Source organism: Thermobaculum terrenum ATCC BAA-798 (genome assembly GCF_000025005.1).
GTDB classification, from domain to species: Bacteria; Chloroflexota; Chloroflexia; order Thermobaculales; family Thermobaculaceae; genus Thermobaculum; species Thermobaculum terrenum.
In genome coordinates, this window is the sequence record NC_013526.1 from 945921 (window position 1) to 969278 (window position 23358).

The 23358-nt window shown below is 61.9% G+C and carries 16 protein-coding genes, 1 pseudogene, 2 riboswitches and 1 other annotated feature (1 of these 20 cut by a window edge); of the genes and pseudogenes, 14 read left to right on the forward strand and 3 right to left on the reverse strand.

Annotated elements, in window-relative coordinates; genetic code table 11:
* Positions 1–59, forward strand: a binding site (T-box leader); it begins 225 nt to the left of the window's first position.
* Positions 60–137: 78 nt separating this feature from the next.
* The 13 genes and pseudogenes from lysS to TTER_RS13940 all read left to right on the forward strand — a co-directional run bounded on the left by lysS (position 138) and on the right by TTER_RS13940 (position 10689).
* Positions 138–1313 carry a homocitrate synthase gene (gene lysS, locus TTER_RS13880; protein ID WP_012876678.1) on the forward strand — a complete coding sequence of 392 codons (1176 nt, stop codon included), beginning with the start codon at positions 138–140 and terminating at the stop codon, positions 1311–1313.
* Positions 1301–2542, forward strand: a complete 1242-nt coding sequence (locus tag TTER_RS13885; RefSeq protein WP_012876679.1) for a 3-isopropylmalate dehydratase large subunit — start codon at positions 1301–1303, stop codon at positions 2540–2542. Before lysS ends, TTER_RS13885 begins: the two co-directional genes overlap by 13 nt.
* Positions 2542–3021, forward strand: a complete 480-nt coding sequence (locus TTER_RS13890) for a 3-isopropylmalate dehydratase small subunit (RefSeq protein WP_012876680.1) — start codon at positions 2542–2544, stop codon at positions 3019–3021. Before TTER_RS13885 ends, TTER_RS13890 begins: the two co-directional genes overlap by 1 nt.
* Before the next feature lie 355 nt (positions 3022–3376).
* Positions 3377–3568, forward strand: coding sequence for a hypothetical protein (locus TTER_RS13895; RefSeq protein WP_012876681.1), 192 nt, complete (start codon positions 3377–3379; stop codon positions 3566–3568).
* Positions 3569–3930: 362 nt separating this feature from the next.
* Positions 3931–4206: a hypothetical protein gene (locus TTER_RS13900; protein WP_012876682.1), complete on the forward strand. Its 276-nt coding sequence runs from the start codon at positions 3931–3933 to the stop codon at positions 4204–4206.
* Positions 4207–4287: 81 nt separating this feature from the next.
* Positions 4288–4409, forward strand: a riboswitch (FMN riboswitch).
* A gap of 116 nt (positions 4410–4525) precedes the next feature.
* Positions 4526–5131 carry a riboflavin synthase gene (locus TTER_RS13905; protein ID WP_012876683.1) on the forward strand — a complete coding sequence of 202 codons (606 nt, stop codon included), beginning with the start codon at positions 4526–4528 and terminating at the stop codon, positions 5129–5131.
* Positions 5128–6351, forward strand: a complete 1224-nt coding sequence (locus TTER_RS13910; protein ID WP_012876684.1) for a bifunctional 3,4-dihydroxy-2-butanone-4-phosphate synthase/GTP cyclohydrolase II — start codon at positions 5128–5130, stop codon at positions 6349–6351. The genes TTER_RS13905 and TTER_RS13910 overlap by 4 nt, the downstream gene beginning before the upstream one ends.
* Positions 6348–6815: a 6,7-dimethyl-8-ribityllumazine synthase gene (gene ribH / locus TTER_RS13915; protein ID WP_012876685.1), complete on the forward strand. Its 468-nt coding sequence runs from the start codon at positions 6348–6350 to the stop codon at positions 6813–6815. The genes TTER_RS13910 and ribH overlap by 4 nt, the downstream gene beginning before the upstream one ends.
* A 444-nt stretch (positions 6816–7259) precedes the next feature.
* Entirely contained in the window at positions 7260–7802 is a 543-nt protein-coding gene (locus TTER_RS13920; protein WP_012876686.1) for a dihydrofolate reductase family protein, read from the forward strand.
* A gap of 36 nt (positions 7803–7838) precedes the next feature.
* The gene (locus tag TTER_RS13925) at positions 7839–8273 is read left to right on the forward strand and encodes a VOC family protein (protein WP_012876687.1); all 435 of its coding nucleotides are present in this window, start codon (positions 7839–7841) and stop codon (positions 8271–8273) included.
* A gap of 309 nt (positions 8274–8582) precedes the next feature.
* Positions 8583–9159: pseudogene (locus TTER_RS13930) on the forward strand (GNAT family N-acetyltransferase).
* A gap of 23 nt (positions 9160–9182) precedes the next feature.
* Positions 9183–9713 (forward strand): DUF1697 domain-containing protein, encoded by a 531-nt coding sequence (locus TTER_RS13935; protein ID WP_012876688.1) that lies wholly within the window; start codon positions 9183–9185, stop codon positions 9711–9713.
* A 214-nt stretch (positions 9714–9927) separates the two neighbouring features.
* Positions 9928–10689 (forward strand): SDR family NAD(P)-dependent oxidoreductase, encoded by a 762-nt coding sequence (locus TTER_RS13940; protein WP_012876689.1) that lies wholly within the window; start codon positions 9928–9930, stop codon positions 10687–10689.
* A gap of 22 nt (positions 10690–10711) precedes the next feature.
* On the opposite strand, the gene TTER_RS13945 is transcribed toward TTER_RS13940, so the two are convergent.
* The 3 genes from TTER_RS13945 to TTER_RS13955 form a co-directional block, all read right to left on the reverse strand.
* Positions 10712–11299 (reverse strand): LURP-one-related family protein, encoded by a 588-nt coding sequence (locus tag TTER_RS13945; protein WP_012876690.1) that lies wholly within the window; start codon positions 11297–11299, stop codon positions 10712–10714.
* 208 nt (positions 11300–11507) lie between these two features.
* Positions 11508–15113: a DUF1565 domain-containing protein gene (locus tag TTER_RS13950; protein WP_012876691.1), complete on the reverse strand. Its 3606-nt coding sequence runs from the start codon at positions 15111–15113 to the stop codon at positions 11508–11510.
* A 77-nt stretch (positions 15114–15190) separates the two neighbouring features.
* Positions 15191–15265: riboswitch (cyclic di-GMP riboswitch) on the reverse strand.
* A 100-nt stretch (positions 15266–15365) separates the two neighbouring features.
* A complete protein-coding gene (locus TTER_RS13955; RefSeq protein ID WP_012876692.1) occupies positions 15366–17837 on the reverse strand; it encodes a DUF5060 domain-containing protein in 2472 nt (823 codons plus the stop codon).
* A 225-nt stretch (positions 17838–18062) separates the two neighbouring features.
* On the opposite strand from TTER_RS13955, the gene TTER_RS15155 reads away from it, so the two are divergent.
* Positions 18063–23351, forward strand: coding sequence for an Ig-like domain-containing protein (locus TTER_RS15155; protein WP_012876693.1), 5289 nt, complete (start codon positions 18063–18065; stop codon positions 23349–23351).
* Positions 23352–23358: the final 7 nt, after the last annotated feature.

Genomic DNA, 23358 nt, shown 5'->3' on the forward strand with positions numbered 1-23358 from the left:
CGTGAGGTGGCGACGAACAGGGGTGGTACCACGGGAAGCAACGATCTCCCGTCCCCGGCAGATCCGTCGGGGACGGGAGATTTTTTATAGGCCTCGTCCCCGCGTACGAGTCAGGTACTCAGGAAGGAGGCAAGCATATGCCGTTGGACAACTTCTACATAGTAGATTCGACGTTGCGCGAGGGCGAGCAATTCGTGCACGCCCACTTCACCACCGAGCAGAAGATAGAGATAGCGCGCGCCCTGGATGCCTTCGGCGTGGAGTACATCGAGCTCACCAACCCCGCGGCCTCGCCGGCGTCCTTTGAGGATGCCCGCAGGATCGCCAACCTGGGTTTGCGGGCGCGCATACTGGTCCACTGCCGCTGCACCATGGCGGACGTCCAACAGGCCGTGGAAACCGGCGTGGACGGGGTCAACCTGCTGTTCGCGACCTCCGAGCAGCTGAGGACCCACTCCCACGGCAAATCCATCGACGAGATCATAGAGTCGGCAAGAGGCGTCATCTCCTTCCTGCAAGATCACGGCCTGGAGGTGCGCTTCTCCTGCGAGGACGCCTTCCGCACCCCCATAGACATCCTGCTGAGGGTGTACGCCGCTGTGGACGCCATGGGCGTCGACCGGGTGGGTATCGCCGATACCGTCGGGGTGGCCGACCCGCTGGGAGTGCACGAGCTGGTCAGCCGCGTGCGGGGCGTGGTGAGCGCGGACATCGAGTTCCACGGGCACAACGACTCCGGCTGCGCGATCGCCAACGCCTACGCAGCGCTCCAGGCAGGAGCCACCCACATCGACACCACCGTGCTGGGCATAGGCGAGCGCAACGGCATCACCCCCCTGGGAGGCTTCATAGCCAGGCTGTACGCCACCGACCGCGGCCTGGTCAGCAGGTACAACCTGCGCATGCTGCCCCAGCTGGATAGCCTGATCTCCCAGTACACGGGCGTGCAGATCCCATTCAACAACTACCTGACGGGCGAGACGGCTTTCGCTCACAAGGCGGGCATACACACCAAGGCCGTCCTCTCCAACCCCTCATCCTACGAGGCGATCAACCCCGAGGACTTCGGCCTCACCCGCCGTGTGGAGCTGGGCCACAGGCTTACGGGCTGGAACGCTATAGCCCACAGGGCCCGTACCTTGGGGCTCTCCCTCTCCGAGGCGGAGCTGAGGGCCGCGACAAGGGAGATCAAGAGGTTGGCGGACGAGGCCCCACTAACTACCGAGCAAGTAGACCAGATACTGCGCGAGTGGGCAGAGCGCTCGCGCTCCTGTGCAACTAACCAGGGAGGTGTGCGTGCATGGGCACTCTAAGCGAAGAGATCCTCAGCCGCAAGGTCGGCAGGCAGGTGCGCGCCGGCGAGATAGTCATCGTGCCGGTGGACTACGTGCTGGCGCACGACCAGACGGCTCCGCTGGCGATCGAGAGCTTTCGCAAGATCGGCCGGCCACTATTCGATCCCAACCGTACGGTGATCGTGTTCGACCACATCATCCCCGCGGCCACCGTGCAGGCCGCCACCCTCCAGAAGATGATCCGCGAGTGGGTGCGCGAGCAGGGCATCACCAACTTCCTGCAGGAGGGCATCTGTCACCAGGTGATGGTCGAGCGCGGGTTCGTTACCCCCGGAGCCGTGATAGTTGGCGCCGACTCCCACACCTGCACCTACGGGGCCCTGGGAGCCTTCGGCACGGGCATGGGCTCCACCGATATCGCCGTGGCCCTGGCGACCGGCAAGACCTGGCTGCGGGTGCCCGAGACGATCCGCTTCGAGGTCAAGGGCGAGCTGGGCCATCACGTCTACGCCAAGGACCTCGCGTTGGCGATGGTGGGCACGATAGGCGTGGACGGCGCCACCTACATGGCCGTGGAGTACGGCGGCCCTGCGGTGCGCAGGATGAGCATCTCCGAGCGCATGACGCTGGCCAACATGGCGGTGGAGATGGGCGGGAAGACCGGCCTCGTGGAGCCCGACGATACGGTGGATGAGTACCTGCGAGGTCGCGCCCGGGATCCCTACGAGCGCATCACCCCACGCGATCCAGTCTACAGCCGCGTGGTGGAGATAGACGCCTCGTCCATAGAGCCGATGGTGGCCGTGCCACCAGATCCGGAGCACCTTGCCCCCGCGGCTGAGATGCGCAAGGTGAAGATCGACCAGGTGTTCATAGGCACCTGCACCAACGGCAGGCTGGACGACATCGAGATAGCCGCCCGCATCCTCAAGGGCAGGAAGATCCACCCCAGCACCCGCATGGTCGTCACTCCGGCCTCCACCAGGGTGGCGCTGGAGGCCATGGCCAGGGGCTACATCCAGACGCTGATCGAGGCCGGCGCTGTCGTCACCAACACCGGCTGTGGCCCATGCATAGGCCGCCACCAGGGAGTGCTGGCCGCGGGCGAGCGGGCCATCACGACGCAGAACCGTAACTTCTCCGGCAGGATGGGCGACCCCACCGCCGAGATCTACCTGGCGAGCCCCGCGACGGCGGCGGCTTCAGCCATCACCGGCTACATCACTGACCCGAGGAGCCTGGACTGATGAGCAGAGTATGGAAAGTAGGCGACAACGTATCCACGGACGAGATCATCCCCGGCAGGTACAACGTGACGACCGACCGCCAGCAGCTGGCGAAGGCCGCGTTCATCGAGTACAGGCCGGACTACGCAGAGAACGTCCGCCCAGGCGATGTGATAGTCGCCGGCAAGAACTTCGGGATGGGGTCTTCGCGCGAGCACGCCCCCATCGCCATCCAGGCCTCCGGCGCCAAGGCGGTGATCGCGCGTTCCTTTGCCCGTATATTCTTCCGTAACGCCATCAACATCGGCCTCCCCATACTCGTGTGCGACGAGCTACATGGGGCGGTCGAGGACGGTGACGAGATAGACGTCGACCTCGCCACCGGCCAGATCACCCTTGCGGATGGACGCACCTTCCAGGTGGAGCCGCTGCCGGAGTTCGTGCTGGAGATCGTGCGTGCCGGCGGCATCATCCCGTTCGTCCAGTCCGGAAGGTTCTAACCAAGAATACCAACCTCCCTTTACCCCACATCCCCTCGTACCCGGGCGGGAGCCTCCCAACTCCCGCCCACCAGACCTCATCCGGCCCCTAGCAGGTCCAGAGCTGCCCTTCATCTCCGGCAAGAGTCCACCAGCACAATCCAGCCATGCTTGCCGCCCGAGCTCCCGGGAGGCGGACGCCCCCCTCATCTACCTGAGAAGCCCCAGGCGCTCCTGGCCTTTGTCACGCTCCCGATGGGTGGGGTGCTCACAGGGCCAGAGCAGGCGGAGCACTTCCAAGAGCTGGCACGCATCGTCAGCTGTAACCATTGTGGCCATAAGACGTTTTCTCTATAAAGATCATTAGGAGGAGCTTATGTCTAAATTCATGCTGGCAACGATCTGCCTGATGGCCATAGCGCTGGGGACGTTGCTCGCTCCCCGGATCACGACACGCGCCCAGACCCAGGGGGAAGCCAAAGTCACCTTCCAACTTACCATACATGGCAGGGTTATGGATCGGGAGCACGAGGCTTTCCGCGTGCTCGTACGGGGATCAGGCCCCTAGACAACCCGCACGCTGATGCTCTGTGGCAGTTACAACCGGAGGAGGGCCGCTGCGTGCGAGGGTGGTGCTAGCTACCGGGTCGGCCTTACGGTCCCAGCCGGCTCAAGGATTGGCTTCAGCTTCCAGCGCATATTGCCCGGTGGGGGAACCTACACCTTTCACACCGGCACTCAAACCATCAACAATGACGTCACCATATGGGCTGAGTACGACTTCTCCCTGGTGCCCGTGACGTTCAAGCTGACGCTGTACGGCAGAGTGCCCCCAGGTGAGGCTTTCTACGTGAGCTACGGGTTTGGCTTCGGCGAGTCGCTGGAAATCCTGCTCTGCGGCAAAGTAGAGCCCAGAGGAGGCTCCGGGCTGTGGGGAGCGGAGGATCCGCGCAGCCGTGTAAGGGCAACGGCACCGTCTACGTGGCCAGGCACAAGCTGGAGGCCGATACCCCGGTCGGCTTTGGGTTCGCGCGCATAAAGCCTTCGGGCAATGCCCAGTTCTTCTACAAGGGCAAGCGACTGCCTGGCGACAACCCCCTGTTCAGCGCGTGGTACAGCTTCGGACCACCCAACGGCGAGCAGCTGCCCAATATGCCGCAGACGGGAGCGGGAGGGATGAGAACCCTTTCCCATGTGGCCAGGTAGCATGCCCCGGGAGGGTGCAGGAGTCCTTATCGGCGCATTAGGCTGTACAGCCAGCTTTCGTCTATAATACAGAAAAACATATACGGCCTTCGGGGCAGGGTGCAATTCCCGACCGGCGGTAGAGCCCGCGACCCCCTGCAACAGGGGTGGACCTGGTGAGATTCCAGGGCCGACGGTAAGAGTCCGGATGGGAGAAGGTCCGACTCGCTCCCCCTCATGAGGGGCTTTGAGTCGCATATCCATGTCCCGGGAGCCATCAGGTTCTCGGGACTCCTTTTTATAGCCCCCTATGCCCACAGGCCATGCATAAGGAGGCAACATGTTCTCAGGCATAGTGGAGGAAACTGGCAGGGTGTTGGAGCTGCACCTGAAGGAGCCCCTCCGGCTGCGTGTGGCCTGCCAGCGAGTGCTGGAGGGCACCCAGTTGGGAGACAGCATCGCGGTCAACGGCGTCTGCCTGACGGTCGACGCTCTGGACGAGGGCTCCTTCACCGTGGGTCTCATGCCCGAGACGCTGCGGCGCACCAACCTGGGCGGCTTGCAGTTGGGCGATGAGGTGAACCTCGAGCGCTCGCTCCGCTTCGACGGCCGGGTGGGAGGCCACTTCGTCCAGGGCCACGTCGACGCCACGGGCACCATCCTGGATAGGTGTCCCGATGGGGGCGCGCTCTGGCTGAAGATCGGGCTCCCCAGGGATCTCGCCCGCTACGTCGTGCCCAAGGGGTGCATCGCGGTAGACGGCGTAAGCCTGACGGTCGTGGACGCACTGAAGGATGCCTTCACCGTCTCGCTCGTGTACCACACCCAGCAGAAGGTCACGCTTGCCCGCAAGCAGGTGGGAGAACTGGTCAACCTGGAGGTGGACATGCTCGGCAAGTACGTCGAGCGACTGCTGCAGCACCAGTGGTCGGAGGCAAGGGCATGACGGGCAGCAAGATCCAGCAGGCACTCGATGAGCTGCGCGCGGGCAGGTTCGTGGTCGTAGTGGACGACGAATCGCGCGAGCGCGAGGCCGACCTCGTGCTCGCGGCACAGCATGCCACACCCGCGGCGATCAACTTCATGGCCCGCGAGGCGTGTGGGTTGATCTGCGTGGCCATGCACGGCAGGAGGATGGACCAGCTAGGTATCCCCCCGATGGTCTCGCCCGAGAATAACACCTCGGCGCACGGCACCGCTTTCGGCGTGCCCGTGGACGCCGCCAGCGGCATCACCACGGGCATCTCGGCCTACGACCGAGCCCACACCATAAGGCTCCTGGCGGATCCGAGCTCCACGCCCGGCGACTTCATCATGCCGGGGCACGTGTTCCCCTTGAGAGCCAGGGAGGGAGGAGTGCTGGAGCGACGGGGACACACCGAGGCCGCCGTGGACCTGATGGTCATGGCTGGGCTGCAGCCGGTGGCCGCGATCTGCGAGATCATGGCTCCCAACGGCAGGATGGCGTGGGGAGAAGAGCTGGAGGAGTTCGCCCACAGGCACAACCTGATGCTGGTGACGGTTCAGGAGGTGGCCGACGCCCGGGCGGCCGAGAGCGAGGGCACGCTGGGAAAAGTGCGCCCGGTGAAGCTGCCCACGAGCCACGGTGAGTTCACCCTTGTGGCCTACACGGCGCCGGATTCCAGGGAGCCCCACCTGGCGCTCATCCACGGCGACCCAGGAAGCTCCCCCCTGGTCCGCCTGCACTCCGAATGCTTCACCGGCGACGTGCTGGGCTCCGAGAGGTGCGACTGTGGCCCCCAGCTCGATCGGGCCCTGCAGATGATAGCTGCCCAGGGCGGCATCCTGCTGTACCTGCGGCAGGAGGGTCGGGGCATAGGGCTGCTGAACAAGCTGAGGGCTTACGCCCTCCAGGACGAGGGGCTGGATACCGTGGAGGCCAACGAGCACCTGGGATTCCAGCCCGACGAGCGGGACTACGCCGTGGCCGCGGAGATCCTGCGAGATCTGGGGGTGAGCTCCGTCAGGCTACTGACGAACAACCCACGCAAGATCGAGGGCCTGCGCGCCCACGGCATCGAGGTGGTAGAGAGGGTACCCCTGGAGGTACCCCCTCGGAGGCACAACCTGAGGTACCTGCAGACGAAGAAGCTGAAGCTGGGGCACTGGCTACAGCTACATCCCCCCATCGGAGAGCAGCGATGACCCATACTTACGACATCCGGAGAGTCGACAGAGGCTATAGGTTTGCCGTAGTGGTCTCCAAGTTCAACGAGCTCGTGACCCGGAGGCTGCTGGAGGGCGCCCTGGACGCCCTTCGGCAGCACGGCGTGGAGGCGCAGAGGATAAGCGTGGCCTGGGTGCCTGGGGCATTCGAGATCCCGATCACCGCGAGCAGGCTCGCGCGCACAGGGGATTTCGCGGCGGTGATCTGCCTTGGAGCCGTCATACGCGGCGAGACGAGCCACTACGAGGCGGTGGTGTCCGCGGTGACCTCGGGGGTGTCGAGGGTAGGGCTGGACACCGGGGTGCCGACCATATTCGGCGTGCTCACCACGGACAGCCTCGAGCAGGCGCTGGATAGAGCCGGCGGCAAGGCAGGGAACAAAGGCTACGAGGCGGCGGTATCCGCACTCGAGATGGCTAACCTGATGGCATCCATCGGCTAGGGCCCTCCTATCAGCGGAGCAGCCGCTCGGTGGCCAACGGGCGTCCCGACGCGCAGAGCAGGGATCACCGGAGGCTACCGGTCGCAGCAAGGGTTACCACCTGCCGTGCAGGCGCACCCTATCTCCCACCAGATGCTGGGGATAGGCCGAGGTCGGCGGGGTGATCAGGTGCCGGGGGAGACCACGCCTTGGCGTGCGCACCCCAAACAGCCATCCACGGAGATATCTTGCATACCGGCACATCGGCATGCTAGGATAGAGCCACTTGATCACTCATGAGTGGTGGAGATCAAAGCGCTCGAACAGGGTGCTTCCGACAGCGACCCTAGATGGCGTGAGCGCAGCGACGGGAAGACCCGATATAACAGGGAGAACTCGCTGGTCCCCTGCAGCCGACCGAGGACTCAGGGGCTTAGCCTGAGACCCCAAAAATTGGAGCGATTGATGAGAAGAGTGATAGCATCGATGTACCTGACGCTGGATGGGGTCATGGAATCCCCAGATAAATGGTCCTTCCAGTTCTGGAGCGAGGAATCAGCCAGGTTCAAGCTGGATGAGCTGTTCTCAAGCGATGCCCTCCTGCTGGGCAGGGTGACCTATCAGGGCTTTGCGGCCGCCTGGCCATCCATGACCGATGAGGCGGGCTTCGCTGACAGGATGAACAGCCTGCCCAAGTACGTCGTCTCGACGACCCTGGAGGAACCACTTGAGTGGAACAACTCCAGGCTGATCAGGGAGAACATATCGGCAGAGGTGCAGAAGCTGAAGCAGCAGCCCGGGCAGGATGTGCTGATCTACGGCAGCGGCGAGCTCGTGCGCACGCTGATGCAGCAAGACCTCATCGATGAGTACCGGCTGATGGTCTTTCCGATCGTCGTAGGGAGCGGGAAACAGCTCTTCCAGGGCGGAAGCGGGACTAAGTCCCTGAGGCTCAGGGAGGTCAAGAGCTTTAGCTCAGGCGTGGTCGTTCTCACCTATCAGGTATGATCAGGGCCAAAGAAATCACAGGAGGTATCTGCCGTAATCCAGGATATCAACCCTTACCTCGTTCTGAACGGTAACGGACACGAGGCGGTGGAGTCCTACAAGCACGCGCTGGGCGCGGAGGTCGTTAGTGTTTCGAATTTCGGAGATATGCCCGAGCCCGAAGATCCGGCGCATCGAGTGCCTGAGGACGCAAAGGGCCGCCTGCTGCACGCCCACCTGAGAGTAGGCAACTCGGACCTCATGCTCTCCGATAACTTCCCGGGTATGCCGTACCAGCTCGGATCACAGGTGACCATAGTCATCAGCGTGAGCGATGCTCAGACGGCCAGGGAGGTGTTCGGGAGGCTGCAGGAGGGTGGTCAGGTGGAGATGCCCCTGCAGGAGACCTTCTGGAGCCCGCTGTACGGCATGGTGACGGACAAGTTCGGCGTGCTCTGGCAGGTCTCGACGAACCCGACGGGGCAGAGCTGAGCCCCCTCGCCCAGGTGTGGGCTCGGCCTCGGCAACAAGCGATACGGCCCTGGTGCGGAAGAAACGCCCAACTGGCGGTGCAGCCTGCGATGCCCATCAGGTATAGCCCTGATGGGCATCATAAGTATCGTTCGCCAACATCCCTTCGTGCACAGCCCTGGCCGGGGATCTGCCCCACGCGCCGGCGCACCCCGGCCAGGGGCAGCATCGGGGTGGAGCCGGCAGGCCAAGGGGCTATGCCTTCGCAGCTCTGGAGGGTATAATTTCACCCATATAACCAGGTGCGCCCACCAAGCCCCAGGGGGAGAGATGAGCGACGGAGACGACATAGCCTGCATCGAGTTTTATGAGGTGGATGCCAGCCGGTGGAGTGACTTCGAGCGCTTGTTCGAGAACCGTGGAGGACCCAAATACTGCTGGTGCATGGCCTGGAGGGCGAATCGCGATGAAGCCCGGCGCACCGATGGTCCAAGCCGCAAGGCGGCGATGGCCCAACGAGTGGCCTCCGGCGTGCCTGTGGGCTTGCTGGGGTACCTGGATGGTGTGCCGGTGGCTTGGTACTCGGTAGCCCCCAGAACGACCTTCCGCTGGCTGGTTGGCGATAGCGCCCTGGACGAGGCATATGGTCCATCACCTGCTTCTTCGCCGTCAGGCGATTGCGCGGCCGAGGCATCACGCACCGGATGATCGAGGCAGCCGTCGAGCACGCCCGCGCACGTGGGGCCTCGATCGCGGAAGCCTATCCCGTGGACCCCGACTCCCCAAGCTACCGCTTCATGGGGGCGTGTCGGTGTTCAAGGACGCGGGGTTCCAGGAGGTGGGACGCGCGGGCACACGTCGCCATGTCATGCGATTGCAGGTGGGACCACACACCAAGACGTTCTAATGAAGGATAGGGAGTATCGACCCATGCGCACGTACATCGCACTTCTGAGAGGGCTTGGAGGCAAGTACACGCTACCAATGCAGGGGCTGGCAGAGATCATGTTGGAGCTGGGGCTGCGGGACGTAAGGACCTACATCCAGAGCGGCAACGCCATCTTCCGAAGCGACCGGGCCTCCACCGGTGAGATCGCCGAGGAGATCAGCAGCGCCATCAACGAGCGATACGGCTTTGCGCCCAGGGTGATCATCCTGACACCGGAAGAGCTCAGGGAAGCGGTGGCCTCCAATCCATATCCTGAGGCCGAGTCAGCACCCACGACGCTACACCTGACCTTCCTGAGCTCAGTGCCCGAGCACCCGGACTTGGTCAAGCTCGAACGCCTCCGACAGGCTGGCGAGCGCTTCACCCTCAGAGGGAGGACCTTCTACTTCCACGCCCCCAACGGCGTGGGGAGGTCCAAGCTCTTCGCGAGCATCGAGAGGGCGCTCGGCGTACCCGGCACGGCGCGCAACTGGCGCACGGTCTGCAGGCTCTTGGAGATGGTCGATCAGTAGGCAGCCGATACGGTCACACCCTTCCGGGCTGGCAGCGCCCATGCCGCAGCGTGCGCGGGCTTGCCCGGGCAGGTCGCGTCGCCCCCGCAACGCGTCAGCGACGAGGTCTACATCTCTTTACTTAGAAAGGCTAACAATAATACTACTTAAGAGTATTGTCGGGCCGCTGATTTTGTGCTACATTCCGTCTCGAATGCTATAAGGAGGTATATAGATGTCGCGCTTACAGGACAAGATAGCACTCATCACGGGGGCTGGCTCGGGCATGGGCAAAGCCATGGCCGAGAGGTTCGCCGCCGAGGGAGCCCATGTCATAGTCTCGGATGTGATCGAGGAGCGGGTGACCTCCACCGTCGAGGGCATCAATGCGAAGGGGCATAGCGCCAGGGGCGTAGTGGTCGATGTCTCCAACGAGGAGCAGGTCGCCCACATGGTGCAGGAGGTGCTGAGCCAGGAGGGGCGCATAGATGTGCTGTGCAACAACGCCGGTATCATGGACGGCATGCAGCCCCTGGGCGATACCTCCGACGAGCTCCTGCACAGGGTGCTGGGGGTTAACCTCTTCGGACCCATCTACCTCACCCGGGCCGTGCTGCCGAGCATGCTGGAGAGGGGTGGAGGCTCCATAGTCAACACCGCCTCTGTGGCAGGGCTGTTCGGAGGCCGAGCTGGCGCCGCCTACACCATATCCAAGCACGGGCTGGTGGGGCTCACCAGGAGCGTGGCGGCAGAGTACTGGGATCAGGGGATCAGGTGCAACGCCATATGCCCGGGGGCGGTGGCCACGGCGATCGGCATGGGCAGCGCCACGCCCAACCTCAAGGTCACCGAGATGGTGCAGAAGCTCTCGGCAGCCCACGGCAAGATCGGGCAGCCGGAGGAGATAGCCAACCTGGCGCTCTTCCTCGCCTCCGACGAGGCCAGCTTCATCAACGGCGCGATCATCGTCGCCGATGGCGGGTGGACCGTGCTGTAGGACTGTGAATAGAGCAGGGGGTCTACCCCCTGCTCCTCTCGAGCAGCACCGTCGTCACGAGGCTGGGCAGCAGCAGCTCATCGTACTCCCTGGGCAGGCCATCTACGGCCTCCACAAGGAACCTCCCCTCAAAGAGAGCCGGCCTCTTCCGTATCCTCAGCGCGGGCCGTCCCGAGACCTCCAGCACATACGATGGATTGAGGAAGTAGCCCGTGAACATCCCTATCACCGGCACCTCCTCGAGCAGGCCATCAAGCAGCTTCACCCAAGGGTTCTGCTCGTGGATCTCCCCCACCTGCACACCGTTGGCATCCAGGATCCTGTATGTGGCCCTCCAGATGGACCTGCCGCCTTCTCTCTGCACTGCGCCCAACTGCCTGCCGCTCCTGAGGTCGGTTATGCTGTAGACGGCGTTGAAGTCCAGGATGCGGTCGGCCTGTACCCTGTAAAGGGGGAGGGACTGCCCCTCGTCGGCGAAGATCGTGATGTCCTCCTTCAACTTGAACGCCTTCTGCTTGACGTACGCCACGAGGGATCCGGTAGCGTCAGTCACCCTCACCTGAGGGCCTATAGATAGTAGCTTAAAGGAGAGCGTCAGCGGATAGTTCAAACAAGTACCTCCTAACCCCCTGCATAGCCCTGAGCGTTTTCGTCGTTTTCATTTAATATAGAGGTTCCTTCGCGACTCGTGCAACCATTTGCAATCGCTCATGAGAAGCACGAGGTACGACCTCATGGGCGTCAAGCCAGGGAGGCGAGAAGTCGCTCCCTAGCTGGGGCGATGACGCCTGGGTGCCCCACAGCACCCAGGCGCCGGTCTACCTGTACACGACGAAGGCGTCCACGTTCGCGCGCAGGGACCTGCCCGGCAGTGGCCGCACCTCCAACACGTGCTGCCTGCCGGGTGTCACCGAGCGCGCGAACACGATATACCTGCGAGCGGTCCGCTCCGACCTGAGGTTGACTCTGCCCACCTGGGCTCCATCTAGGAAGACTCTGGCAGTACCGTAGCTGGGACCGCGGGTAGCCACCCACGCCACCTTGCGTCCGCTGAACACGAACCTTATGCCAGCGCCCTCGGATCGCACGTTCTTGAGGCGGAGGGCGTACGCCCTCCGGTCCCTGTTGATCTCGGACGATCCCCTGATCCCCACGCGCCAGCTGCTCTCCTGGAACGCCGTGCAGGTGATGGGCCCGAGGTACTTGGTGGTGGTGTTGCCCGCCCTGTCGCGGACGATGACGCGGAAGCGATAAGTTTTGCCCGGTACCAGGGCTAGCCTGTCGCTCAGCACGAGAGGGATCTTGAGGCCTCGCACGCGCGCCTGAGAGAGGGTCACGTAGGCCCCCCTACCCACCTTGCGCGCCACCGAGAAGTGGGCCACGCCGCTGGCGTCGTCCTGAAAGACCACGCTCAGCTTGCCCATTACTGAGTAGTCAGTCTGGCCGGAAGCAGTATTAAGGCGTACCGTCGTGCCTGTGAAGAGTGCGCCAACGTGCCCTCTGACCTTGGGGGCTGACGTATCCAGCATCACGCTGTCCCTTGCTGAGGCGCTCACGTTACCCGCGGCGTCCCGGAACTGGGCGTACACGGTCTTGGTGCCGTTCTTGCTCGAGAGGGTCCAGGACTTGGTAGAAGCGTAGGGCTCCCAGGAGGACCAGCTGCTGCCATCGTTGCTGAAGCGCATGAGCTTGACGCCAGAAGCCGGTGATGGGTCGCTGGCCGAGATCGCCAGCTTGACGCTCCTGCTATTGACGTAGTCCGCGCCATCCGAGGTACCGTCAGGGGCTATCGTCACCGAGCCTGAGGGGCTGGTGGTGTCCAGGAGTATGTCGTCGCTCGCCACGCTCGACCAGTGGCCGTTGCCGTCGCCCCACTGCGCGTACACCTTATGCACGCCATCTCCAGAGGCGCCCCCATAGGCCGAGTCCACCAGGGACCAGGTGACGGTCGGGGCATAGGAGACGGTCTTGCCAGCCACAAGCACCCCACCGATGGTCTCAGGCGAGTTGGATAGCCGGACAACAGCCGCCCCAGTATCGGCCAGGGCCACGCTCACCGTGGGAGAGCTCGTGTACTGAGCGCCGCCCTCGATGCTGACGCTCCCGGCAGGCATGGTCCTGCTGCCGTCGGGCGAGGGCGTGGGGCTGCTTGTGGGGGTGGGAGTAGCCGTGGGGGAAGGCGACGGCTCCTGAGTAGGGGTGGGCGAGGGCACCGGGGGAGCGTCCCCACCTGAGCCGTACTCCACCGCTCCCAGGTCCGGAGCATCGCCGGAGTAACGCTCGGTGATGTTGGGGACCACCACGCCGGCGTCGATGAATGGTGCCCCCTGCCTCAGCGCGAGGTCCCCAGCATAGGGATCCACCAGCGCATCGTCCACCACCGAAGCGGTGACGAAGTTGCCCGCGACGTTGGTGTGGTCCGCCCCCGTTGCCGACCTGTAGGCCGACAGGTTGGTGGTGTACCTGGTGCCGCAGAAGGCCACGCCGCGAGAGGTGTCGGTGGTGGCGAAGTGGTCGTAGTCCTCGTTCCAAGCGCTGAGGCACGGCGCGCTCCAGGCATATCGCGTCGTCCTGAAGATGTTGTTGCGTAGCCAGAAGCGCTCCGGGGAGCTGCCACCTCCCGCGAACTGAGCGCCGCCGTTGGCATCGGGCCTGCTCGTCCAGAAGGTGTTGTTCACCACCCACACCCTGGAGGGCACACTGTCCTCCCCAGAGTATTTGAAGCCCGTTACACCCACGCCCTTGCTGCCAGAGTTATCGGCGCCCACGCCATCGTTGCCCAGCTGCCATACCTGGTTGCGGAACAAGTATATAGGGCCGTAGTTCACCGGGCCCGTGGACAGGGCCACGGAAGCGTACTCCACCCTGTTGTTCCATATCCTCCAGTTGATCACGCTCTGTTCGGGCTCGAACGCATCGTCCGATATGTGCCTGACGAGGTTGTCATGTATATCCGTGTCCTGCATGCCGTAGCGATCGTAGTCGGCGTTGTAATCTCCCACCCCGTTGAAGTAACCATCGATCACGTTATGTCGGACCACCAACCGCTGAGCACCGCCACGTCCCCAGATGGCCGTGATCTCCATAACCTCACCTACTCGACCCCAGGCGGAGCCGAAAGGCATCTTGAGCACTCCCTTGATGAAGTTCCAGGGGACCGCGTCCTGCCCCCACAGGCCCTTGACCTCAAAGCGATTGTATTGCACGGTGTGGTCCTGCGGGTACTGAGAGGGGGTACCCTGCTCCCCTTGATATCTCAACTGGCCACCGAGCACCAGGTTGTGATCGAAAACGCCGTTGCGTGCGGCGTCCGTGAAGAACTTGACCTCGGGTATCCTGAGCTCGAAGCCGGACAACCTGATGTCTGGGCCCGAGAAAGTCAGGGTAGTAGTGCCCAGCCAAGCCCAGTAGTTGTTGGGGTTGGCATCTCCCGGCAGGCGGAGGTAGACGTCGTCGCCAAAGCTGGTGAACCCGTAGTTGTAAGACAGGTTCTGGTACAGCACCTCGGCCCAGCCCTCAGGGGTGGACATAGAGTAACCGTTGTAGGTACCACTCTTCTTGCTCCAGTAGGCCACCAAGAAGGGCACATCCCCGGGGCGCTGAGCTATCGCCAGGTAGTCAGCCCCGCTGACCGGGGCCCCGGCCCACTTCCATACCTTGAAGGTCTTGCCGGTCACGGGACCGGTCAAGCTGACTTCCTTCCATGGTGCTGATTGCCAGGGGCCGGCACTGCCCGCTGGCAATGCCACCGCCTGTGCCGAGATGGCCGTTCTCTGCCCGGCGTTGATGGGCTGGCCGGAGTCATCCACCGCTGGGTACTGCGCCACGAGGGTGATCGGCTGGCTCCGCGTGAGCGAGGGGGTAGGATAGGTGCCCGGCCCAACCTCGACCACCGCCCCGGCTGGCGCGCTCGCGAACGCCTTGCTCAGGGTCCTCCAGGCGGTGGACCTGCTCCGGCCATCGTTGGCGTCGTTGCCATCGGCCCGTACGAAGTAGCTAGGAGACAGCTCCGATGCCGGCCTTACGTTGTCGGGGCTGGTGGTTACGCTATCCACCAGAGGGTCGGTACCCAACACGCCATCGGGGTCCGCGACATCGACCTTTACCTGATAGCCAGTGCCCGGCTCGAGCAGCACCACGGAGCCATAGAAGGCGCTGCCGGAGCTCGCGGCGGTCCTCCAGAGGGGCAGAGCCCTCAGCCAGGCGTCCGAGCCGGCTCGTCGATAGTACACCTCGGCCGTGGAGTTGCCGTTGTTGTCGCCGCTGAACTTCACCTCTACGCCTATGCTGTTGTATGTGGCGGTGAGGCGCATGGACTGCACCGACACCGCATCTCCGTCCGCGCTCTGCACCGTGGCATGCCTGGTAGCCACGGGCCAGAGGAGCAGGATCACAGCCAAGAAAGCACAGATATACCTTCTCATACATCACCTCACTCACAGTTCTTGCGCGCTCTGGGAGGGCCATGGAAGAAGGTGCGGCAGATCCGCTTGGAGGCCTCCCAGGCAGCCCGGCTAGCTTCGAGAGCTCCGTGGCTTTGCGCCCCTGCCTCGCGACAGGTTTGCCTTTTTCTGGGCCTGTAAAGTTACGACAAGTTTATTGCATTCAAGCAGCTAACATAATAGCAATTTAGTACCAACGCGATTAGATATTAGGTACTACATCCAGGTTAGCCCCTAATTGATCACGTTGATCTTGATCGTCAAGGCGCTGCCCGGCGTGCCCGAACCATCAGAGCTTGTGTAGGGCGTGGCGGTCACCTGGTACGTTCCGGTCGCAGGCGTCCACGAACGGTAGTCCCCGGACGAATCCCCGGCCAGCGCATACGGAGGATTCCTCTCCAACCTGTAATCCAGGTTCGAGTTCAGCCCAAACCTCACGCTCCCCACCACCGATGGGCTGGTATCCGCCCTGATGTTGAGGTGCCTAGTCGGTAGCTGCGACAGAGAGAGCGTCATGCCATCCTTCAGCTCCGTTATGGGCTGATCCGTATCGGCGTTGATCAGCACGAACTTGGTGACGGCTAACGAAGGGGTGGTGCTAGCAGACAAGGTCTGAACACTCACCTGATTGCTCCCCGCGGACAGGTTGCCAGCAGCATCGTAAGCCTTTACCACAAAGGTATAGGTCGTGGACGGAGACAGATTCGTCACCGTGTAGCTGGTGCTGCTGGTGGTACCGACCTGGGAGCCGTTGGCGTATATCGCGTAGCCCCCAACCGCTACGTTGTCCGTTGAGGCATCCCACTTGAGGGACACGGAGCTAGAGGTCTTAGAGGTAACCGTAAGATTGCTGGGAGCTGAAGGGGGCTGCGTATCGGTCCCCGCCTGCGCCTTCTGGATGAGCACCACCCAGTCGTCATCCGGAGAGCTAGGGGGAGCACCAAGGCTCACTGCGCTCCCAGCGGTCAGCGTCCTGGCAGTACCCTCGAAGCTTCCCGTGCGTGGGTTATACCAGCGCTGTACGAACGTTCCCGAAGCACCAGAGAGGTCCAGCTTGCCGCTGGGGTTGGCATCGGGCAGGTATATGGCGTACACCTCGCCCTTCTTGGCCAGCACCTGCCCCCCACCGTAGGACGTGGATTCGCTGCTCAGAAGCCCGTCCGCAGGCTCCATCTGCCAGAAAGGCAGATTGTCCTGCATGAACTTGCGGGCGTACCAGGTGTACCTCCAGAGGGTCTCGTACTGCCTGAAGTCGTCCAAGGTCTTGTCCGTGGTGGGACCTCCCAGATAATGCTCCAGGTTCCCGCCGGAGAGGTACACCGGCCAGATAACGGCTTTGCGCTGGGTAGCTATCGAGCTCGAGGAAGTGGAGACCGCGTTCAACTCGTCGAGAGCTATCGGGATCGGCCTGCCAGCATCCCTGGACTTTCGCCTCCAGGACTCCACCACCTCATCGTACGTGCCGGGACCCGATTCCAGCTGGAAGGATGTCACGCTAAAGCGGGAGTCGTCCAGAAACGGCCCCCACACCGAGTCCAGATCGGTGCCGTAGTTATGCACAGTGATGGGGTGATCGTAAGGGTCCACCTGCTGTATGTATCCGGCGAACTCCTTGACCCGGGTGGCCCCCAGGTTGTAGTCGAGGTTGTACTCCTCTGAGATGTTCCATTGGATAGCGGGCAGGTAGCCGAACCTGGCGACCAGCTCGCGGTAGAAGAGCTTCCTCTCCACTCCGAGGGTAGCCCCATCCAGCTCCTTCTTGTTGGCCGTCTCCGCCTCGTTGAGGACGAAGTGCAGGTAGATCCCCTTCTTCTGTGCATGCAGGAAGACCGTATCCCATTGCCTCATCTTGCTGATATCGATATGGGTGTTATCGTCAGATGAGCTACCGGCGGGATTGACCTTGCCAGCGTAAGGCCAAACGTTCCTCCCATCGCCACCGATGTTCATCACCAGGAAGTACACTGAGTTGACATGTTGGTTCCCCAGGTAGTTCAAGGCGCCTATCACCCCCTTCCCAGCATCCGCCCCATCGGTGTTGAGGACGGGATCGCCGGTCGTCCAATCTCGAACATGGGCAGCAAAATCCAATATCCCGTAGGGGCCTGATGGGGTGTTGTCGAAGCCATCGTATCCCAGGAAGGTCTCAGGGCTGTCGGTACCTCCCTTGATCCAGTAAGGGCCTTCTTTGAACTTGAGGTAATAACCCCCAACGTACTGCAACCTACCCCACCTGAAGAAGGCCGGGGCAGAGGCATCCACGTCGCCTACAACGAACGACCCTGAAGCCCCATCGAAACCTGTGGGGGTCCCGGACGAGGGATTCAGGTCGATAGCTATGTTTGTGCCCTTTCTGAACGAGGCCTTGTAGTACCACGTACCGGCCTGATCTGGCAGGAACTTGACCCGCCAGATGCTTCCCCTGCCTCCACCTTTGCCGTCCCCATCGAAGTATCCAGGGACGTTGTAAGTCTGCCCCGAGGGGCCGCGAAAAGTCACCTGGAGCCTGTAGTCCAGAAACGGATTCGGGGAGCTATCCAGCTCGTAGGCATAGGGGCCGCTAAAGCTCACGGTCACCGGCTGCCACTTGCGCATGGTGCCCGTCACCGTCCCGGCGGCCTGCGCTCCGCCAGGGTTGGCGGGCAGCTGCGCCGAGGCCATGACCAGCACCAAGGGCAGCAAGAGCACACGGATTATCCTAGACATAGACATCCCTCCATATAAGGGCCTAGATGTGGTGAGAGGCCCTATAAACATAACTTGTAGCTCTCACGAGTATATGCCTCGTCATCAGGTGTCACAATAGGAAATTACTACTAGACCATATCGATACCCTCCCTCAACCTTTGAGTAATGCTTCTAACACTTGGAGGGGCTAGGCTATATCGATTGAACAACGGGGATTTCCTTATAGAAAAGCGGAGAGTGGGAATGAAGGTCCTAAGATCCTTGATCGTAGCGCTAATAATCTTAACTAGTGGTTTGGCACCATATGTTATGTCGAGCCATTCCTACGCAGCGGGGAACAAGCCCACGGAGACCCTGGGTGTGCGTGCATCTTCACCCGCCTTGTTCTTCGGCCACAGGGGTGACCGCAGGCGCTCAGCACCGCTCGAGGAAGGCTCGGTGCTATCAGGCAAGGTCTACGTATTTGCCCAAGCTCGCAACGTCAACAGAGCCTACTTCTTCCTCGACGTGCCCAGCCGATCGAGCGACCTGGTCCCGTGGGGAGTACGCCCCCTGCGCGTGGACGCGCGTCCTCCCTACGACCTCGTAGGCGACAACGGCAACAAAGCCTTGCCCCTGGACACGAGCAAGCTGGCCAACGGTACACACACCATCACCGCGGCGTTCGAAGGCAAGGACGGCTCGGTACAAACTATGACCAAGTCCTTTGTAGTGTACAACGGCCCGCGAGCCCTCCTGATCACACCCCAGCGGATAAGCCTGGAGCTTCCCAAGGGAGGTAAGACATCGATACCACTGAACGTGCTCTCATCAGATAACAGGCCCGTCAGATACTCCTTGAGCAAGAGCGTTGACTGGATGCGGCTTGAACCAGCATTCCCGGACCCACAGAGGCTGAGGGGGAAGGCCCCGCAGGAGAGGGTGATCTCCCTGAACGCGGGCAAGCTAGCTCCCGGCAACTACAGGGCGACGCTGAGGGCCACCGCGCCCGGATACAGAGCTGGGGAGGTGAGTATCGAGCTAACGGTTACCAAGGGGAACGCCTCGTCCCGACAGATCAAAGCACTCCAGGCATCCACACAAGCGGTCACATCCAGCTCCAGCTGCTACCCCCTCGACTGCTCACAGATACTCGTAGAGCTGCCCTATAACCTGGACTTCAGTGGGGACGAGGGCAAGATACTGGACAAGAACGGCGTGGGCACAGGCTTCACCTACGTGGACCAGCCTAGCAAGGGCACGGGGTATATACCCCAGAACCTGACCGTAGATACCAGCGGCACGGGGACGCTCAATATCCTCACGACCAAGGGTATCAACTCCGGGACAGCCAACTCCCAGGACAATGCCCTCGGCGTGGGCATAGATGCGCCCAGCCAGATATCTGTCCTCAAGACCACCGTAATTAATCCTCCTCTTGGGAGCGGAAATTACGAGCAGGCGGGATTGTGGTTCGGCAACAACGAGGACAACTACCTCAAGCTGGGAGTTCTGTCCACACCCAAGGGTCTGCGCATCCAGTACCTGATAGAGGTAGGCGGCACTACTCAATCCTCCAAGACCACCAGCGCCATGAGCCTGGCGAACGCAAAGATCACGTTTACCCTGCGGGCCAACCCCGGCGACCAGACCGTGAAGGCCTACTACCAGATCAACAACAACTCGCAGGTGCTGTTTGGCACGTTTACGGCGCCCGCTGAGTTCTTCAGCTTCGATGCTGCCGGCATCGACCCACGGATCGGTACCAGGAGCTTCGGTGGGATATACGCCACACACCGCAAGGGGCCATCCCCACTCACCTACAAATTCGATGACTTCTCGGTAACCGCGGATGGGATCGGGAGCCCACCCGATAGCAACCTAACCTTCGATCGGGTATCCTTCCCAGTGCCCTTCCCGACATCGATGGTATGGGGGCCGGATAATCGCCTGTACGTGACGGAACTGCTTGGGAAGATACATGCCATCACGCTGGATGACGACAAGCACGTGGTGTCAGACCAGGTAATAACCACTCTCGGTTCCAGGCTCACGCTCGGCATAACGGTAGATCCCGCCTCAACCCCAGATAACGTGATCCTGTGGGTCTCCCACTCGAGCCCAGACTTGAACAACGGCGTGCTCAACTCGAGCATGGTGACCAAGCTCTGGGGTCCAGGGTTCACGAACAGGCAGGACGTCATCACGGGGCTACCGCGAGCCATAGCCAACCACGCGGTGAACTCGATACACTTCGGACCTGACGGTAAGCTGTACATAGCACAGGGCGGCAACACTGGGGCTGGCGCTCCCAACACGGCCAACACCGAGTTCGGCACCAGAGCGGAGCAGCCGCTCTCGGCCGCTTTCCTCGTGGCCGACGTGAAGGCCCCAGGGTTCGACGGCACGTGTGCCACACCAGAAAACACCTACGGGCCATCACCCTGTGATGTGTTCCTGTACTCCAGCGGGCTAAGGAACATGTACGACTTCACGTTCCACTCCAATGGATCCATATACGGGCCCGATAACGGGCTCGGTGTGGTGGGCACCTACCCACCATCCCCCACGCCACCGTGTGAGGGGTTCGGTAACCCGCAAACGAACAACCCAGGGGAACAGCCAGATAATCTGCAGAGGCTACTACCTGGCAAGTACTATGGCCACCCCAATCCCTACAGGAACGAGTGTGTCTTCAAGGATGGCTCCTATCAAGGGGTAGCCCCACTGCCAAACTACGCCCAACCGTTCTACGTGCTGGGCAAGAACAAGTCTGCCGACGGCATCATCGAGTACAGGGGAGAAGCTTTCAACGGGGCTCTCAAAGGAGAGTTACTCATCACCAACTACTCCGTGGGAGACGATATAACCAGAGTAAGGCTGAGCTCCGATGGCCTGTCCGTCGTCGAGAAGAAGCAGCTTGCAGCGGGCTTTGATGACCCGCTACCGATCACCCAGGGACCTGACGGCACGATATATGTGGGCGAGTTCGGCGGCAGCAAGGTCACGGCCCTCATACCATCCAACCCGGGGTCATGGACCACGAGGCAGCCACTGCCCGTGTCCCTGCTGGATGCTGGAGGCACGGTCATAAACGGCAAGCTGTACGTGGTTGGAGGCAAGACCTCTTCCGGTGGCCACCAAACCAAACTGTACATCTACGATCCCATCACCGATAGTTGGACCACAGGCCAAGACATGCCAGGGCCAGGAGTGGAGAACCCTGGGGTAGCGGCATACAACGGCAAAATGTACGTCTTCGGAGGCTCAACAGATCCGTTCTCCGGGGCGGTAAACTTCTCGTACATGTACAACCCTAATACGAACACCTGGTCTACTATTGCGTCCATGCCCACGGCAAGAGGTGGAGCAGGAGCCCAGCAGATCAACGGCAAGATCTACGTGGTAGGTGGGATGGACTCCAACGGCGCGTCACTCGCCACCCTCGAGATCTACGACCCAGCCACCAACACCTGGAGCACGGGCGCTCCGATGAGCACGCGGCGAGACAACCCCGGCACGGCCACGCTGGGCGGTAAGCTGTACGTCTTCGGAGGGCGCACCAGAAATGCGGACGGCAGTACTCCCGCGAACATCCTGGCGTCAGCAGAGGTATACGACCCTGCCACAAATACATGGGCAGCCATAGCACCCATGCCCACCGCACGCAGGACGATGGTGACGGGCATCCTCAAGGGCCGCATCCAGGTGATGGGAGGCGAGATAACGAGCACGGGCGGTGCCTTCCCACAGAACGAGGAGTACGATCCTGCTACCAACACCTGGCTCACGCTCACGCCCATGCTCACTCCGAGGCACGGTGCTGTCGCCGGCACCATCAACAACACCATCTACGTGGCCGGTGGAGGACCCCAGGGCGGCGCGGCTTTCACCAACGTGAACGAGGCGTTCGCGTTCAACACGATCAACACTAACGTGGATACCTCCATAAATGCTGGCCCAACGGGGATCGTAGCGAACAGCTCTGCGACCTTCTCGTTCTCCAGCAACGACCCGAGTGCAACCTTCGAATGCAGACTGGACGGTGCGCCCTTTACGGCGTGCAGTTCTCCGGTGACCTTGTCAGGGCTGGCGGACGGCTCGCATACCTTCGAGGTGAGGGCCATAAGCCCAACCAATGGCACGGACCAGACTCCCGCCGGCCGCACCTGGGTCGTGGATACCACCAGACCACAGGTAGCAAGCACGAGTCCTGCACATGGTACCACTGACGTGCCGGTAACGACCAACGTACAGGCCGTCTTCTCGGAACCCATGGACCCCGTCACGATCAACGCCAACTCTTTCTATCTAGTCAAAGAGGGCACAACCACGCACCTGAGTGCGACCGTGAGCTACGACCAGGCCAACGCACGTGCCACGCTTGTCCCAGCATCTAACCTGAAGGAAGGAGCTATCTACACAGCAACGATCATGGCAACCGTGAAGGACATGGCAGGCAACAGCCTGGCTGCTAACTATAGCTGGAGCTTCACCGTTACATCGGTAGACAACACTCCGCCCGAGACGACGATCACGGCTGGGCCAACAGGTCTGACCAACCAGACTTCGGCCACATTCCAGTTCACATCCTCCGAGGACAACTCCTCCTTCCTGTGCTCCCTGGACGGCTCCCCCTTCTCCCCATGCTCATCCCCTGTGGCCTATTCTGGCCTGCAGGATGGCAGCCACACCTTCCAGGTCAAGGCAGTGGACCAGGCAGGCAATCAGGATCCATCTCCCGCCTCTAGGGCCTGGATCATCGATGCTACCCCTCCCACCATCACGGGTACCACGCCGGTCGATGGACCAAACGGAGTAGCGGTGCACACCAACGTGGTGATCAGCTTCTCGGAAGCCCTGGCCCCAGGCAGCGTGCAGGATACCAGCGTCTACCTGACCAAGCAAGGAGAGACCAACAAGGTGCAGGGGACCCTATCCTACGATAACGATAGCTTCAAGGTCACTCTCGATCCGACGGCCAACCTGGAGCCGAACACGACCTACGTGGTGACGGTCAAGGGAGGCGCAGGTGGGATAACGGACGCGATAGGCAACCCGCTGGCCACCGACAGGACGTGGAGCTTCACGACGGCATCGGCCACCGCCTTTGTGCCCATACGTGTGGACTCGGGCAATACATCGAGCTACACGGACACGGGCGGCAACGTCTGGTCGGCAGACACCGGGTACACCGGCGGGAGCGTCACGAAGGGCACCACCTCTGACATAGCTGGCACAAACGACGACAGGCTCTACCAGAAGGGCAGGAGCGGGGCACCGTTTAGCTACCGGTTCCAAGTGCCCAATGGTACATACACAGTGAGGTTGAAGTTCGCAGAGACGTACTGGACCAGAGCAGGTCAGCGGGTGTTCAACGTCAACATCGAGGGGAGCAGGGTCCTGAGCAACTTCGACATATTGCAGACAGTGGCCCCCAAGACCGCTCTGGACAGGACGTTCAAGGTGGAGGTGTCCGACGGGAGGTTGGACGTAGACCTGACAAGCGTGGTGAACTATCCATTGGTATCCGCGCTGGAGATCACTGAGTAGCTGGAGG

Excerpts from the sequence above, each read along its gene's own strand:
- TTER_RS13885 (WP_012876679.1), top strand. The coding sequence starts at position 1,301 with ATGGGCACTCTAAGCGAAGAGATCCTCAGCCGCAAGGTCGGCAGGCAG.
- TTER_RS13890 (WP_012876680.1), top strand. The coding sequence starts at position 2,542 with ATGAGCAGAGTATGGAAAGTAGGCGACAACGTATCCACGGACGAGATC.
- TTER_RS13910 (WP_012876684.1), top strand. The coding sequence starts at position 5,128 with ATGACGGGCAGCAAGATCCAGCAGGCACTCGATGAGCTGCGCGCGGGC.
- TTER_RS13905 (WP_012876683.1), top strand. The coding sequence starts at position 4,526 with ATGTTCTCAGGCATAGTGGAGGAAACTGGCAGGGTGTTGGAGCTGCAC.
- lysS (WP_012876678.1), top strand. The coding sequence starts at position 138 with ATGCCGTTGGACAACTTCTACATAGTAGATTCGACGTTGCGCGAGGGC.
- TTER_RS13940 (WP_012876689.1), top strand. The coding sequence starts at position 9,928 with ATGTCGCGCTTACAGGACAAGATAGCACTCATCACGGGGGCTGGCTCG.
- TTER_RS13920 (WP_012876686.1), top strand. The coding sequence starts at position 7,260 with ATGAGAAGAGTGATAGCATCGATGTACCTGACGCTGGATGGGGTCATG.
- TTER_RS13950 (WP_012876691.1), bottom strand. The coding sequence starts at position 15,113 with ATGAGAAGGTATATCTGTGCTTTCTTGGCTGTGATCCTGCTCCTCTGG.
- TTER_RS15155 (WP_012876693.1), top strand. The coding sequence starts at position 18,063 with ATGAAGGTCCTAAGATCCTTGATCGTAGCGCTAATAATCTTAACTAGT.
- ribH (WP_012876685.1), top strand. The coding sequence starts at position 6,348 with ATGACCCATACTTACGACATCCGGAGAGTCGACAGAGGCTATAGGTTT.
- TTER_RS13895 (WP_012876681.1), top strand. The coding sequence starts at position 3,377 with ATGTCTAAATTCATGCTGGCAACGATCTGCCTGATGGCCATAGCGCTG.
- TTER_RS13935 (WP_012876688.1), top strand. The coding sequence starts at position 9,183 with ATGCGCACGTACATCGCACTTCTGAGAGGGCTTGGAGGCAAGTACACG.
- TTER_RS13955 (WP_012876692.1), bottom strand. The coding sequence starts at position 17,837 with ATGTCTAGGATAATCCGTGTGCTCTTGCTGCCCTTGGTGCTGGTCATG.